This is a genomic window from Myxococcus xanthus, assembly GCF_013116825.1.
GTDB classification, from domain to species: Bacteria; Myxococcota; Myxococcia; order Myxococcales; family Myxococcaceae; genus Myxococcus; species Myxococcus xanthus_B.
On sequence record NZ_JABFNS010000054.1, the window covers coordinates 16,862 to 30,813 of the forward strand.

Sequence of the window (13,952 nt, forward strand, 5' to 3'; positions counted from 1 at the left end):
CCGCATGACGCGCCCCCTCACGCGCCTGGTGGTGAACGCGGACGACCTGGGGCTCCACGCCTCGCTGGACGCGGGCATCCTCCGCGCACACCGTGACGGCATCGTCACCAGCGCCACGCTGCTGGCCACGGGCCCCACCGCGCCTGAGGCCGCCGCTCGCGCGAAGGAGGCACGGCTCGCGGTGGGCCTCCACCTGGCGCTCTCCACTCGGTTGCCTCCCGCGGCGCCCGCGCACGAGGTGCCCACCGTGGCACCGGAGGGACGGCTGCGTGGCAGCTGGGCCGACTTCGCCCGCGCTTGGCTCACTGGCCAGGTTCGCCGGGACGAGCTGGCGCGCGAGCTCTCCGCGCAGCTTCAGCGGGCCCGCGCCTTGGGCGTGACGGTGGACCACCTGGACGGGCACCAGCACCTGCACCTGCTGCCCGGTGTACGCCCCCTGGTGGAGTCCCTGGCCGCGCGCGAAGGGCTCCCCCTGCGCTGGCCGGACGCCCTCCCCCGCGCTCGCTGGCTGAAGGCGCCGGGCCCCGCGCTGAAGGCCACGGTGCTGGCCGTGCTCGCGCGCGCCGCGCCTCGGGCCCCCAAGGGCGTGCGCCGGGTGAGCGCGGGCGGCGTCTTCGAAGCGGGGATGCTGGACGAGGCCGCCCTGCTCGCGGTGGTGGACGCGCTGCCCGCGGGCGACTTCGAGCTGGGCTGTCACCCGGGTGAAGGCACGCCGCACGTCCCCGAGGACCCGACGTGGCGCTACGGCTGGCAGACGGAGCTGGCTGCACTGACCAGCACGCGCGTGAAGGCGCGGCTACATGAGCGCGGCATCGAGCTTCACAGCTACGGAACGCTGGTCTCCGCCACATAGAGGACGTGCGGCGTGGTGTAGCCCTGCCCCAGGTCCACCACCTCGCGCACCGCGAAGCCCGCGTCCTTCAGGTAGCGCGTCATCTCGGCTCGAGGCTTCAGCGCCATGCCGCCGCTGGCCTTCGTGCGGCCCAGCAGCGACACCATCACCCACTCCTGCGCCAGCGCCTTGCGGTGCTTCCAGGAGCCGTCACCCTCCACCTCCTTGAGCAGCAGCCGCCCGCCGGGCTTCAGCAGGCCCCGCAAGGTGGAGAGGAAGCCGGACCACTTCGACTCCGGCAGCAGGTACAGCACGTCGCACACCACCGCCGCGTCGAAGCGCCCGGACGCGCCCCGGGCCAGCGTCTCCTCAACCGTGCCTTCCTCGATGCGCACGTTGGGCTGGCCCGCGAGCGCTCGCCGCGCCCAGGCCACCTTGCGCGAGTCCGGGTCCACGCCGTGCACGGTGCGGCCCGGGTCCTCCAGGGCCAGCAGCGCGGACAGCAATCCATGCCCACAGCCGATGTCCGCCACGGCGCCCACGGGCGTGCGCGCGGCCATGGCCAGCAGCGGCGCGGAGAAGGCCCGCGCGTGGACGTGGAAGCGCTCGGCGACGGGCAGCCCGTCGTAGCGAAGGAGGGCCTGTTCGAGGAGGTCGCTCATGAGACGTAGTAGTCCGCGCCGAAGGCCCACGAGAGGACGAGCAGCGACGCGGCGCCCACCGCCAGCGCCCCGCGCAGCAGCAAGGGCCGCTCGCGCAGCAGCATCGCGGCGGTGAGGAAGACGGGGAAGGCGGACAGCAGGTAGCGCCCCATGCCCATGAAGTCCTTGGTGGACCACGCGGGCAACCCGACGATGGCCAGGAGGTAGACGGCGTAGCCCCACCCCAGCAATTTGCGCGTGGGCCACACCAGCGCCAGCGCCAGCAACGTGAAGAAGGCGTGCGCGGCCAGCCGGAAGGCCTCGCGCTTGTCCTGCGGCGCCAGCACGACGCGCTCGAACCAGCTCACCTTCAGCCACGTGTGCCAGCCCGGAATCTGCTCCCAGCCGGGCGAGCCCTGCACCTTCACGAAGGCCACCGGGTCACCGAACTGGTGCCACAGGAAGAGCATGTACGCGCCGAAGCCCAGGCCCGACAGCACCGGCAGGAAGTCCACCGCGCTCCACTTCTCGCCGCGCGCGTGCTTCCACTCCAGGCGACGCACCAGCAGGCCCAGCACCACCGCGGGCGCCACGGGCCGAGCCGCGGTGGCCACCGCCGCGACGAGGACGGCGGCCCCCAGGTGCCCACGCTCCAGCAGCAGGAAGGCCGCCACCACCAGCAGGACGAACAGCGCGTCCGAATACATGGCGCCGTAGAAGTAGAGCGTGAAGGGGTAGCAGGCCATCAGCAGCCCGGCCTTCAGCGCCGTGTCCTCGTCCGTCAGCTTGCGCGCCCAGACGGTAAAGAGCATCAACGCCAGCGGGCCGCACAGCAGCGTGATGAGCACGCCGGACTGGTACACATTGGGCCCCAGCGACTCCACCGCGCGGATGAGCAGCGGGTACAGCGGGAAGAACGCCACCGAGCTCTGCTGGCCCGGAGCGAACTGGTAGCCCTCCTGGGCAATCCGCATGTACCAGCTGGAATCCCAGGCCACCCACCCCATGGTGAAGTACTCGTCGAGCCGGACGACGGGGTTGCTGGGGTCCTTGTGGAAGAAGCGCCAGGCCCCCGCGGTGGCGGCGGCGCCACAGGCCACGACGGCCGACAGGACGACGAGGACGATGGTGCGGGACGCGGAGCGGGCCATGGGGCCCGGGAGGCTCGGGCCAGAGACGGCCTCCGGTCAAGCCCGGGAGCCGCTGATACGCGGGACTCCCGGGCGCAGTCACTGGAATGACTCAGCGCGGGTAGAACGTCTTGCCCGCCTTCACCATCTCCACCAGGTGCGGCGCGGGGGCGAAACGCTCCCCGAGCTTGTCGTGGTAGTGCTCCAGCTTGCGCAGCACCTCGGCGGGACCGCGGCTGTCCACGTAGTGGAAGGGACCGCCCAGGAAGGGCGGGAAGCCCAGGCCGAAGATGGCGCCCACGTCGCCGTCACGCGCGCTGCGGAGGACGCCCTCGCCCAGGCAGCGGATGGCCTCGTTGACCATCTGCAGCACCACGCGCTCCGCCATCTCCGCGCGGTCGAAGGAGCGGCGCTCCGTGCCGTGCGGCAGCAGGGCGTAGATGGAGCTGTCCACCTCCTGCTTCTTCCCGTCCTCGTACAGGTAGAAGCCCTTCTGCGTCTTGCGGCCCAGGCGGCCGTCGGCCACCACCTTCTCCAGGGCCTTGGGCGCCGCCATGCGCTTGCCGAAGGCGGCCTCCATGATGGGGCCCACCTTCTGCGCCACGTCGATGCCCACCTCGTCCAGGAGGGTAATCGGGCCCACGGGGAAGCCGAACTCGACCAGCGCCCTGTCCAGCTCCGCGATGTCCGCGCCTTCCGCCAGCAGGTACGCCGCCTCGTTCATGTACGGCGCGAGGATGCGCGAGGTGTAGAAGCCCGGCCCGTCGTTGACGACGATGACCGTCTTGCCCTGCTTGCGCCCCACCTCCACGCAGGTGGCCGTCACCCAGTCCGCGGTGCCCGCGTGGGTGATGATCTCCAGCAGCGGCATCTTGTGGACCGGGCTGAAGTAATGCATGCCAATGACTTGCGCCGGCCGGCGGCTGCCCTTGGCCAGCTCCGTAATCGGGATGCTGGAGGTGTTGGACGCGAAGATGGTCTGGTCGCCGGTGACGGCCTCCACCTCCGCGATGATGCGGTGCTTGAGCTTGAGGTCCTCGAACACCGCCTCGATGACCAGGTCCGCGGACTTGAAGCCGCTGTAGTCCGTGCCCGCCGTCACCAGGGCTGACTTCGCCGTGGCCTCGCGGCGCGTGAGCGAGCGCCGCTTCACGCGCTCGTCCAGGATGGACTGCACCTGCTTCATGGCCCGGCCCACGCCCGCGTCGTCCTTGTCCTTCACGCGCACGGGCACGCCCTGGAGCACGCTGGTGACATAGGCGATGCCGCCGCCCATCAGCCCGCCGCCCAGCACCGCCACCTTCTTCACCTCGCGCGGCTTCGCGTCGGGGTTGGAGGTGCCGTTCTCCTTCTTCAGCGCCGTGGTGGCGAAGAAGATTTCGACCAGCCGCTTGGAGACGTCCGACACCACCAGCTCGCCAAAGGCCTTCGCTTCCGCCTCCTGGCCCGCCTTGTGCCCGGACTCCAGGCCCACGCGCACGACCTGGAGCGCCTTCTCCGGCGCGGGGAACTTGCCGCGCGTCTTCTTCAGCAGCTGCTTGCGCGCCTGGTCGAAGAGGACCTTGCGGCCCAGCGGGTTGTCCTCCAGCGCCACCTCCGCCCACAGCTCCTTGTTGGCCAGTCCCTGGATGAAGCCCGCCAGCCCCTTCGCCTTGCCGTTCGCGGCCACGCCCTTGAAGCCCTGGCCGTGACGGCGGTCCACCTTCAGCGTTCCTTCGGCCAGCTCCTTCGCGCGCCGCACCGCGATGGCGCGGAGGATGGGCGCCGGCACCACCTCATCCACCACGCCCAGCTTCTTCGCCTTCGCGGGCTTGAGGCTCTTGCCGGTGAGGATGAGGTCCAGCGCCGCCTGCACGCCAATCAGCGCTGGCAGGCGCTGGGTACCGCCCGCGCCCGGAATCAGGCCCAGCTGTACTTCCGGCAGCCCCAGCGACGTCTTCGGGCTGTCGGTGGCGATGCGGTAGTCACACGCCAGCGCCCACTCCAGGCCGCCGCCCAGACATGCGCCGTGGATGGCCGCGACGACGGGCTTGGGGAAGTCGGCCAGCTTGTCGAAGCCCTCCTGCCCGTTGCGGCTGATGGCGGTGGCCTCCTCCGCCGTCTTGATGGTCTGCAGGAAATCGATTTTCGCCCCGGCGACGAACGAGTCCTTCTTGCCGGACGTGAAGACGACGGCCTTCACCTCGGGCTCGCGCTCCGCGCGCGCCATGACGCGCAGGAAGGCCTCGCCCGTCTCCGGCGACAGCGTGTTCACCGGCGAGTCCGGCAGGTCGAAGGTGATGACGGCGACGCCGTCCTCCACCCGGTACGAGAAGCCCTGCTTCACCTCGAGCTCTTCCGCCTTGGTGGCCATCACGCACGCTCCAGGATGACGACTGCGCCCAGGCCGCCCGCCGCGCAGACGGTGCACATCGCCGTGTTCTTGTTCCGACGCTTCAGCTCATTGAGGGCCTGGGTGACGATGCGCGCCCCCGTGGCCCCGAAGGGATGACCGATGGCGATGGAGCCACCCGTCACGTTCAGCCGCTCCCGGTCGATTTCGCCCACCGGCGCGCTCCAGCCCGCCTTCTTCGCGAAGGCCGGGGACGCCAGCGCCTGGATGTTGCTGGCCACCTGCGCGGCGAAGGCCTCGTGCATCTCCACCAGGTCGATGTCCGCCAGCGTCATGCCCGCGCGCTTGAGCGCCGTGGGCGCCGCGTAGGCCGGGCCCTGGAGCAGCTGGTCGCCCGGGTCCGTGGCCGCGTAGGCGTGGCTGCGCAGGAAGCCCAGCGGCTCGTAGCCCAGCACGCGCGCCTTCTCCTCGCTCATCAGCAGCAGCGCCGCGGCGCCGTCCGTCAGCGGCGACGCGTTGCCCGCCGTAATCGTGCCGTACTTGCGGTCGAACGCCGGCTTGAGCTGCCCCAGGGCCTCCATGCTGGAGTCCTCACGGACGATGTTGTCGCGCTCCGCCGTCTTGTCGAACTTCGGCGGCACGACGACGTGCATGACCTCGTTGTCGAACAGGCCGTCCTTCCACGCCTTGGCCGCGTTGCGGTGCGAGTTGAAGGCGATGCGGTCCTGCTCCTCGCGGGAGATGCCGTTCTCCTTGGCCATCTTCTCCGCGCTCTCCCCCATCGTCATGCCGGTGGAGTACTCGGCGATGGCCGGGGGCACCGGCAGCAAGTCCCTGGCCTTGAGGCGCTGGAAGGGCTTGAGCTTGTCCGGCAGCGAGCGCCCCTTGGACGCCGCCACCAGCGCGTGGGCCAGCGGCCGGCTGGTGAAGATGGGCGCGTCCGACATGGACTCCGTGCCACCGGCGATGATGACGTCCGCCTCACCCGTGGCAATCGCGTTGGCCGCCGCCGTCATCGCCTGGATGGACGTGGCGCACGCGCGGGACACCGTGAAGGCATCAATCTTCTTCGGCAGCCCCGCCGCGATGACGACCTCGCGGGCAATGGACGGAGCCGTCAACGTGGGGATGACCTGGCCGAACACCACCTGGTCGATGACGTTCGGGTCCAGGTCCGTCTTCTGGACCAGCTCCTGGACCACCAGGCGGCCCAAATCCAGCGCCGTCAGCCCCGAGAAGACGGACCCCGCCTTGACGAACGGGGTCCGCAGGCCGCGGACGATGGCCACCCTTCGGGGGCCGTTGCGCTTCTCGCTTGCCATGTGTGCCACACCTCCAGCGAAGTCGGGAGGTGGGCATCTAACGAGCGGCAATGCGTCGCGTCAATCGTCCGTTGATTCAAAAATCAATCGGTGGACACTCCCCGCGGGAGGTTGCCGGCCGGGGGTGAAAGCGACCCCTACGCCCCCAGCGTGCCCTGGCGCAGGGCCACGCCGTGGCGGTGGACGGCCTCCACCAGGAACTTCGCGGAGTCGGGGTCCGTGGGCGGGAGGATGCCGTGGCCCAGGTTGAAGATGTGCCCTTCGGGGCCCGCGCGGCGGAGGATGTCCTTCACGCGGCCGTCCAGCTCCTCACGGGGGAGGAACAGGTGCAGCGGGTCCAGGTTGCCCTGCACCGCCACGTCCGGCCCCAGCACCTTCCGGCCCTCGTCCATGGGCAGCGTCCAGTCCAAGCCCACCACGTCCGCGCCGGTGCTCTTGAGCAGCGGCAGGTGGTTGGACATGCCCACGCCGAACACGATGACGGGCACGCCGGTGGCCTTCAGCTCGGACACCATGCGCTTGAGGTAGGGAATGCAGAAGCGCTCGTAGTCCCAGGGCGACAGCGCGCCGCCCCACGAGTCGAAAATCTGGACGATGCTCGCGCCCGCCTCCACCTGCATCTTCAGGTAGGGGATGAGCGTGTCGGTGAGCTTGCCGAAGAGGCGGTGCGCCAGCTCGGGCTGCTCGAACATCAGCCGCTTGATGAGGATGTAGCTCTTGGAGCCGCCCCCCTCCACCATGTACGCGGCCAGGGTGAAGGGCGCGCCCGCGAAGCCGATGACGGGCACGGAGTCATTGAGCGCCTTGCGCGTGCGGCGGATGGCCTCGGCCACGAAGCCGGTGCCCTCCACCGGGTCCGGCACGCCCAGCTTGTCGATGTCCGCCGCGGAGCGCACGGGGTCGGGGAAGTGCGGTCCCTTGTCGCCCAACTCCAGGGTGATGCCCATGGCCTCCACGGGGATGAGGATGTCCGAGAAGATGATGGCCGCGTCCACACCCAGGCGCGTCACCGGCTGGACGGTGACTTCCGCCGCCAGGTCCGGGTGCTTGCACAGGTCCAGGAAGGCGATGTTGCCGCGGATGGCACGGTACTCGGGCAGGTAGCGGCCCGCCTGGCGCATCAGCCAGACCGGCGTCGTGTCAGTGGGCTGGCGGCGCGCCGCGCGGAGGAGTCGGTCGTTCACTTCGAACCTCGGAGTGGGCCCCGCGCCAGGCGGGGCGAATGAAACACGTGCGGTCAGCGCTGGCTCCACGCCAGCGTCTGGCGCAGCGGCCCGGTGCCTTCGTCCACGAACAGCAGACGATTGGCGCCGGCCTCCCAGTCAAAAGTGCCCTGGGAGCCGCCGCGCAAGAGCTTGTACTCGAAGACGGCGCCCACGGGCAGCGACAGCGCGAAGCCGTCGGGCCCCGGACGAAGTGAGCGCTCGGGCTTCCACCCGCCCAGCTCCGGCCCGCTGCCCACCAGCCGCACCGACGGGTCCCCCACCGCCAGCTCCACCCGGCGCCGCGTCCCCAGCCCCCGCCACCGCAGGCCCGCGAGCCTCGCCGCCGTGGCGAAGCCGCCCGCCGCAGGGGGCTTCAGCCGCGCCAGGGCCACCTCGCCGGCGGGCACGCGCATGAAGCCCGCGCCCCCGGCGGCCAGCGGCGGCGCCAGGGCCAGCGGCTCCAGCTTCGCGCCGGCCAGCCCGTCAGGCAGCGGCACGTCCACGGCGCTGTCACGGGTATTCACGGCGATGACGACGGCCTCGTCGGCGGTGACGCGGGCGTAGGCGAAGAGGTCCTCCCGGGCGGCGAGCATCCACGTCTCGCCACGCTGGAGGGCCTCACTGCCTCGCCGCAACGCCAGCAACCCGCCAATCCACGACCGCAGCGGGTGGTTCGTGAAGCGCATGTCGCCCCGGTTCTCCGGCTCCTTCGCGCCCGTCAGGCCCTCCTCGGTGCCGTAGGTGAGCGCCGGCACGCCGCGCGCGGTGAGCTGCACCGCCAGCGCCCGCTTCACCCGCTCCACGTCACCACCGCACTCGCTCATCACCCGGGGCAGGTCGTGGTTGTCCACCATCGTCACGAGCGAGCCCGGCGCCGGGTAGAGCCGGTCGTTGAAGAGGATGGCGCCCAGGTGCGACGGGGAGCGGTCCCTGCAGAAGACGTCCACCAGCGCGAAGGCCAGCGGGAAGTCGAACATCGTCCCGAAGCGGCCCTCCTTCATCGTGTTCGACAGCAGCACCGGGTCGCCGTCCAGCATCTCCCCCAACAGCAGGAAGTCCGGCCCCGCGTGCTGGCGCAAGTCGTCGTTGTAGCGAGCCCAGAAGGAGGTGGGCATGTGCTTCACCGCGTCCAGCCGGAAGCCCGCGGGCTGGAGCACGTCCACCCATCGGCGCGAATGTGCCAGCAGGTGCGCGTACACCTCTTCCTTCTCCACGGCGAGGTCCGGCAGGCCGTGCACGTCTCCCATCACCAGCTCGCGTGAATCGCCCCAGTCCTTGATGGGCCCCAGGCCGTGGAACCAGTCGGGCCGCTCACGCGACAGGCGCGTCTCCGGCCCCACGTGGTTGAGCACCACGTCCAGCACCAGCCGCATGTCCCGGCGGCGCAACTCCGCCGCCAGCGTCTTCAGCAGGGCCTCGTCTCCGAAGCGAGGCTCCACCCGGCCGAAGTCCTCCACCCAGTAGCCGTGGAAGGCGCCGTACCCATGGAACTTGTCGGTGCGCATCTGGAAGACGGGTGAAAGCCACACCGTGCGGACACCGAGCTGCTGCAGCCCGTCCAGTCGGTCAATGACGCCTTGCAGGTCTCCGCCGTGAAAGGCCTGCGCGTCCTCCAGGTCCACGGCACCGTCGTTCTTCGGGTCGCCATTGGAGAACCGGTCCACCATCACGAAGTAGACCGCGTCTCCCGCCGGCGGCTCCCACGAACCCCGGTAGGGCTGCACGGCCGGCGTGCCCGTGCCCGGCTCGATGCCCGGTCCGGCCGGCGCGTCGAGGCCCGGCACCGTGCCCGGTCCACCGTCCGTGTCCGGCACCAGGAAGGGCGAGGCCAGGAAGGAGTCGAACAGCGCGCCCGCCTGCCCGGCGATCTGCGTGGCCACCTCCAACTGCGCATCGTCCTCGCGCTGCTGGTCGAATTGAAGCGCCGCGCCGTAGTCCTGGGTGACGACGGTGGGCGCCATGGCGGAGTCCGCGCGCGCGCCCGTGGTCCGCACCGAGACGTCCCACGAGAAGCGGCCCCCCACCTGGCTGAAGAACGACACCCGCGTCTCCACCAGCAGGTGCAGCGGCGCCTCCGGCGTCAGCGCCTTCAGCATCTCGAAGCGGCGCTGCGAGTCGCGCACCTTCGCGAAGTAGGCGGCGTAGTCCGCGTAGGGCACCACCTCCACGCGCAGGTTGCGCCTGGCCAGGGTCTCCGCGATGCGTTGCTTCAGTCCTTCCGGGACGTCCGCCACCACGCCTGCCCGCCGCGCGTCATCCCGCACGTAGGCCACGGCGACCACCGTGCCGCTGGGCGCCAGGGGCGGAGGCGCCGCGCGAGGCAGGCACGCCGCGAGCGTCACCGCGGCCAGCGCCGCCGTGAGGGAGAGCACCGCGCTCCATCGCCTTGTCAGAACCATCCTTCGGCCTCGATCGCGACCACCGAGTGCCAGTGACGCTCGGGGCCGACGTAAACGTTGTACTGGTCCAGGCTGTCCACGAAGGAGTTGCCGAACGCCGCATGTTGGGTGGAGCGCTGGAGCCCGTACAACAGCCGCAGGCTGGGGCGCGCGTAGATGCTGCGACCCGTGGGGTTGAGCACCACACCGGCCTTGAACTGCCAGGTGTCGCGCGTGTCGCTGTCACCGAACTCCAGGCCACGCGAGTCCGCCATGCCGCCGGTGCTGGTGAACACCGAGTCCACATGGTTGCGGTAGAGATTGCCGTTCAGGCTCTTCTCGCGCGCGACGCTGCTCTCCACCAGGAGGTGAACCTTGTCAGTGAGGAAGTACTGAAGGCGGAGCACCGTGGAGGCGATGACGCGGTTGTCCTCGCCCGCGGCGATCTTGTTGTCTCTATTGAACGAGTAGCCAGCCCATACGCCCCAGAGCGCCTCCAGCTTGTCGGGGATGATGCGCAGGTAGGCCTCGTTGCCGAGGTTGGCGTCGTAGCGCTCGTCGGTCTGGTCCGTGACGTACACGGTCCAGTCCCGGCCCCGGAAGTTCTCCGTGTAGAAGGGCTGCGGGTGGCGCTTCTCGAAGGTCAGGTACAGGTTGCTCCACACCAGCGGCCCCACCCCGCCGAAGCCCACGTATCCCATGGCCCGGTACGACAGCGCGCTGCGCGCCTTCAGGTCCGGGACCAGGTCCTCCGCGCCCGGGTTGGCCTCGAAGTAGCGCCGCACCACCTCGCGCCGCGCGAAGTTCTCGTAGCTGGTCCCGGGCGACGCGTAGAGCGCGTTCCGGTTGCCGCGCACCGCGGGCTCGTAGCCCACCTGCCCGCGGATCCCCACCTCCAGATGACCAGGAATCAACCGGTAACGGAACGACGCGGCGCCCGTCAGCACTGTGTTGTAGTTGTTCGGGCGCAGCGTGTAGCCGCTGTCCCCCACCGCCAGCAGGACGTCGTAGCGGTCACCCTGGTAAGTGCCGGACAGGCCCACCGTGTCCCAGAGCAGCGTGCCGGGACGCTGGTCGTAGATGTGCAAGTCGTTCCAGCGGTCCTCGAGCGTGCCGAGCTGCCACGTCACCCGGTCCAGCAGGATGTTGCCGGCGCGGACGAAGAGGTAGTCAGCGCTGAAGTTCACCAGCGAGCCATTACCGGGATCCGCCGAACGAAACGACCTGCCAGAGATACGGGAGTGGACCTCAGCCCATACGTCGTCGGTCCCCGGCGTCGCCTGCAACGCATCCAGCCGCAGGTTGAGCTCACCGTAAGGGCTTTCGTTGAGGAGCCGACCGTAGAGCCAGTAATAGCCCAACTGGCCCGAGCCGCCCGCGAAGTCCGGGCGGGTCATGATGCGGAAGTAACCCGCGGCCCCGAAGCGATCGCGAGGCGCTTCGGCCAGGGCAACGAGCGGCAGGAACGTCAACAGGATGGCGCAGAGGCGCGCAGGCAGGACTCGCATGGGCGGGCCCCGCTTATAGCGCAACCTGCTTGCCTGCCTACTCCGCACGCAGGACGACGATGGTTCTTTCCGGCATCCCGTACGTCGGACCGTTCACTGGTGACGGTGCATCAAGCCACGAGTTGCCCGTGGACCGGCTGTCCAGGCCCGCCGTCGTGAGATAGGCGGGGCTGTCGAAGTACGCCTGCGTGTCGATGAGCCGCGTCCACTTGCGGCCTTCGGGCAGTGTGAATGTCACCGCGCGGGGCTCCATGTTGATGAGCACCAGCAACTCCGGCCCGTAGGACGCGTCGTAATAGTGAATCATCAACTGCTTGCTGTCCCACGCCGCCTCGGTGTTCTGGGCGCTCTTCCAGGCCAGCGGCGCGCCCTTGCCGTAGTCCTTCGGCGCGAAGGCGTAGGCGTGCTCCTTGCGCAGGCGGATGGCGGCCTTCACGAACTCGAACATGCGGTGACGTTCGTCGCGCGCCAGGTACGTTCCCCACTGGTACCAGTTGAAGGGGTTGTCGGACAGCGTGGAGTAGGCGTTGTTGTTCCCCAACTGCGTGCGCATCCACTCGTCGCCGCCCAGGATCATCGGCGTGCCGTGGCTGATCATCATCGACATGAAGGCATTGCGAATCATCTGCCGTCGCATGCTCTCCGCGCGCTCGTCGCCAATCGGCCCCCAGTTGCGAGAGCGGTTGTGATCCTCACCGCTGACCTTGTCGCAGAAGGGGCTGTTCGGCGTGTCACAGCACACCGGGTTCAGCGGACCGCAGCGGTTCTGCTTCTCGTCGTACGCGAACAGGTCGTACATCGTGAAGCCGTCGTGCACGGTGATGAAGTTCATGGAGTGATACGGGCGGCGGCCATTGCGCTCGAACCACTCCTGGCTGCCGTACATCAGGAAGCCGCCGTCCACCGTGCCAGGCCGGCCGCACAGCGAACCCTCGTTGGAGTTGAGCTTCCAACCGTCCTGGTTCATGAACGCGCGCCACCAGTCGCGGAAGCGGCCGTTCCACTCGTACCAGCCATTGCCCGGCTGCGTCCTGGCGTTGGGGAACTCGCCCAACGGCATGCAGTACCAGCCGCCCGCGCTCCACGGCTCGGCCATGATGCGGGTGTTGTACTTCTGGAGCACCGGGTCGTCGATGACGTCCTGGAGCACGGTGTTGCGCGGGTCGTCCCAGCGGTTGTAGTCGCCGTCCCGCTCCCCCAGGATGGGCGCCAGGTCGAAGCGGAAGCCATCCACGTGGAGCTCTTCCACGTAGAAGCGAAGGCTGTCGATGATGAGCTTGCGCGTGGGCCGGTGGTTGGGGCGCGTCTGGTTACCGACGCCGGTGTTGTTCCAATACGTGCGGCGGTCCGGGTTGAGCGCGTAGTACGCCTGGTTGTCGATGCCGCGGAACGAATAGAGACCAGCCGTCTCCGCGGGGTCCAGGGACTCCAGCGGCTCGCCGGGCATGACGTCATCCGTCTCCAGCTTCTCGCGCCAGAGGCCCCCCTCGCCGGTGTGGTTGTAGACGACGTCGATGATCACCTCGATGCCGTGCTTGTGGAGCTGCTCCACCATCCACTTGAACTCGTTGATGACCTGGTGCGGCTCCTTGAAGGCCGCGTAGGACAGCTCGGGCGCGAAGAAGTTGATGGTCTGGTAGCCCCAGTAGCCACCGTCCAGCGGCTTCTCGTGGATGGGCAGCAGCTCCACCGCGGTGATGCCCAGCTCGGCCAGGTAGGCCGCCTTCTCACCGAAGCCGCGGTAGGTGCCCGGGAAGCGCACGCCACTGGCGGGGTCCGCCGTGAAGCCCTTGGCGTGAACCTCGTAGACGATGAGGTCCTGCCAGCCGTGTCCCTGCCAGTTCTCGTCCTGGCGGTTGGCGCGCCACTGCTGCTCCGCCTCACCCCACTGGTAGTCGCCGCTCTTGACGAGCACGCTCTTGGCGGAGGCCGCGTACGTCACCTCCGTGCGGGCCGGACCGCTGGCCGTGCTGCCCTTGCTCCAGTCGTGGTCGCGGTGCAGGGCCTTGGAGTACGGATCCGTGAGCAGCTTGTTTGGATTGAAGCGGTTGCCGTAGACGTCCGCGTCCGCCTTGAAGCCGTGGATGGACCCGGGGAACCACCGCGGGTCGAACTCCCAGTTGGGTCCCCAGGCGCGGAAGCCATAGTGCTGTCCCACGCCCACGCCTTCCACGTAGACGCTCCACACGTCGCCATAGCGTGTCATCTCATAGGCGCGCGCCGGACGGTTGCTCTCCGGGTCCTCGAAGAGCAGCAGCTCCAGCCGGGTGGCGTTCTCCGAGTACAGGGCGAAGTTCACGCCCTTGTCCACGTAGGTGGGGCCAATCTGGCGAAGGGACTCGATGTCGTCCACCGAGTAGCTCGGGGCCCGAGCATCACTGTGGTACAGCCGGACGTAGTCGCTCTCGCTACAGCCCGTGATGAACAGGGCGGTGGACAGCGCCGCGCCCACGAGGCGGGACATTCTGTGAGTGAGCATCAGGTAGGCTGACCTCGAGGTCCGGACATGACTCGGCCCGGCAATCAAACTCCGTTTCCATAACAAGCGCCTTCCATGCCTGACAAGGCAGGGCCTGGGTTTCCAATCGGGAACAGACCTTCGTT

General features: G+C 69.2%; 9 protein-coding genes. 1 reads left to right on the forward strand and 8 read right to left on the reverse strand.

The annotated features are described in order from the left end of the window. Nucleotides 1–4 precede the first annotated feature (4 nt). A complete protein-coding gene (locus HNV26_RS17630; RefSeq protein ID WP_171442612.1) occupies nt 5–853 on the forward strand; it encodes a ChbG/HpnK family deacetylase in 849 nt (282 codons plus the stop codon). Here the strand turns inward: HNV26_RS17630 and HNV26_RS17635 are convergent. The 8 genes from HNV26_RS17635 to HNV26_RS17670 all read right to left on the reverse strand — a co-directional run bounded on the left by HNV26_RS17635 (nt 826) and on the right by HNV26_RS17670 (nt 13,812). Continuing rightward, nucleotides 826–1,494: a class I SAM-dependent methyltransferase gene (locus tag HNV26_RS17635; protein ID WP_171442611.1), complete on the reverse strand. Its 669-nt coding sequence runs from the start codon at nt 1,492–1,494 to the stop codon at nt 826–828. The genes HNV26_RS17630 and HNV26_RS17635 overlap by 28 nt on opposite strands. Continuing rightward, complete coding sequence (locus HNV26_RS17640; RefSeq protein WP_140865329.1) at nt 1,491–2,624, reverse strand: mannosyltransferase family protein; 1,134 nt, start codon at nt 2,622–2,624, stop codon at nt 1,491–1,493. Before HNV26_RS17640 ends, HNV26_RS17635 begins: the two co-directional genes overlap by 4 nt. A gap of 91 nt (nt 2,625–2,715) precedes the next feature. After that, nucleotides 2,716–4,956 carry a fatty acid oxidation complex subunit alpha FadJ gene (fadJ, locus tag HNV26_RS17645; protein WP_171442610.1) on the reverse strand — a complete coding sequence of 747 codons (2,241 nt, stop codon included), beginning with the start codon at nt 4,954–4,956 and terminating at the stop codon, nt 2,716–2,718. Continuing rightward, the gene (gene fadI / locus HNV26_RS17650; protein WP_171442609.1) at nt 4,956–6,257 is read right to left on the reverse strand and encodes an acetyl-CoA C-acyltransferase FadI; all 1,302 of its coding nucleotides are present in this window, start codon (nt 6,255–6,257) and stop codon (nt 4,956–4,958) included. The genes fadJ and fadI overlap by 1 nt, the downstream gene beginning before the upstream one ends. A gap of 137 nt (nt 6,258–6,394) precedes the next feature. Further along, nucleotides 6,395–7,441, reverse strand: a complete 1,047-nt coding sequence (gene hemE, locus HNV26_RS17655; RefSeq protein WP_171442608.1) for a uroporphyrinogen decarboxylase — start codon at nt 7,439–7,441, stop codon at nt 6,395–6,397. Nucleotides 7,442–7,494: 53 nt separating this feature from the next. Then, the gene (locus HNV26_RS17660) at nt 7,495–9,861 is read right to left on the reverse strand and encodes an alpha-amylase family glycosyl hydrolase (RefSeq protein WP_171442607.1); all 2,367 of its coding nucleotides are present in this window, start codon (nt 9,859–9,861) and stop codon (nt 7,495–7,497) included. Beyond that, entirely contained in the window at nt 9,852–11,348 is a 1,497-nt protein-coding gene (locus HNV26_RS17665; RefSeq protein WP_216612450.1) for a hypothetical protein, read from the reverse strand. The genes HNV26_RS17660 and HNV26_RS17665 overlap by 10 nt, the downstream gene beginning before the upstream one ends. A gap of 37 nt (nt 11,349–11,385) precedes the next feature. After that, nucleotides 11,386–13,812: a glycogen debranching protein gene (locus HNV26_RS17670; protein ID WP_253816713.1), complete on the reverse strand. Its 2,427-nt coding sequence runs from the start codon at nt 13,810–13,812 to the stop codon at nt 11,386–11,388. Nucleotides 13,813–13,952 lie beyond the last annotated feature (140 nt).

Bases quoted from the DNA above. Each gene is read 5' to 3' on its own strand.
- HNV26_RS17630 (WP_171442612.1), top strand. From the start codon at position 5: ATGACGCGCCCCCTCACGCGCCTGGTGGTGAACGCGGACGACCTGGGG.
- HNV26_RS17635 (WP_171442611.1), bottom strand. From the start codon at position 1,494: ATGAGCGACCTCCTCGAACAGGCCCTCCTTCGCTACGACGGGCTGCCC.
- HNV26_RS17640 (WP_140865329.1), bottom strand. From the start codon at position 2,624: ATGGCCCGCTCCGCGTCCCGCACCATCGTCCTCGTCGTCCTGTCGGCC.
- fadJ (WP_171442610.1), bottom strand. From the start codon at position 4,956: ATGGCCACCAAGGCGGAAGAGCTCGAGGTGAAGCAGGGCTTCTCGTAC.
- fadI (WP_171442609.1), bottom strand. From the start codon at position 6,257: ATGGCAAGCGAGAAGCGCAACGGCCCCCGAAGGGTGGCCATCGTCCGC.
- HNV26_RS17660 (WP_171442607.1), bottom strand. From the start codon at position 9,861: ATGGTTCTGACAAGGCGATGGAGCGCGGTGCTCTCCCTCACGGCGGCG.
- HNV26_RS17665 (WP_216612450.1), bottom strand. From the start codon at position 11,348: ATGCGAGTCCTGCCTGCGCGCCTCTGCGCCATCCTGTTGACGTTCCTG.
- HNV26_RS17670 (WP_253816713.1), bottom strand. From the start codon at position 13,812: ATGTCCCGCCTCGTGGGCGCGGCGCTGTCCACCGCCCTGTTCATCACG.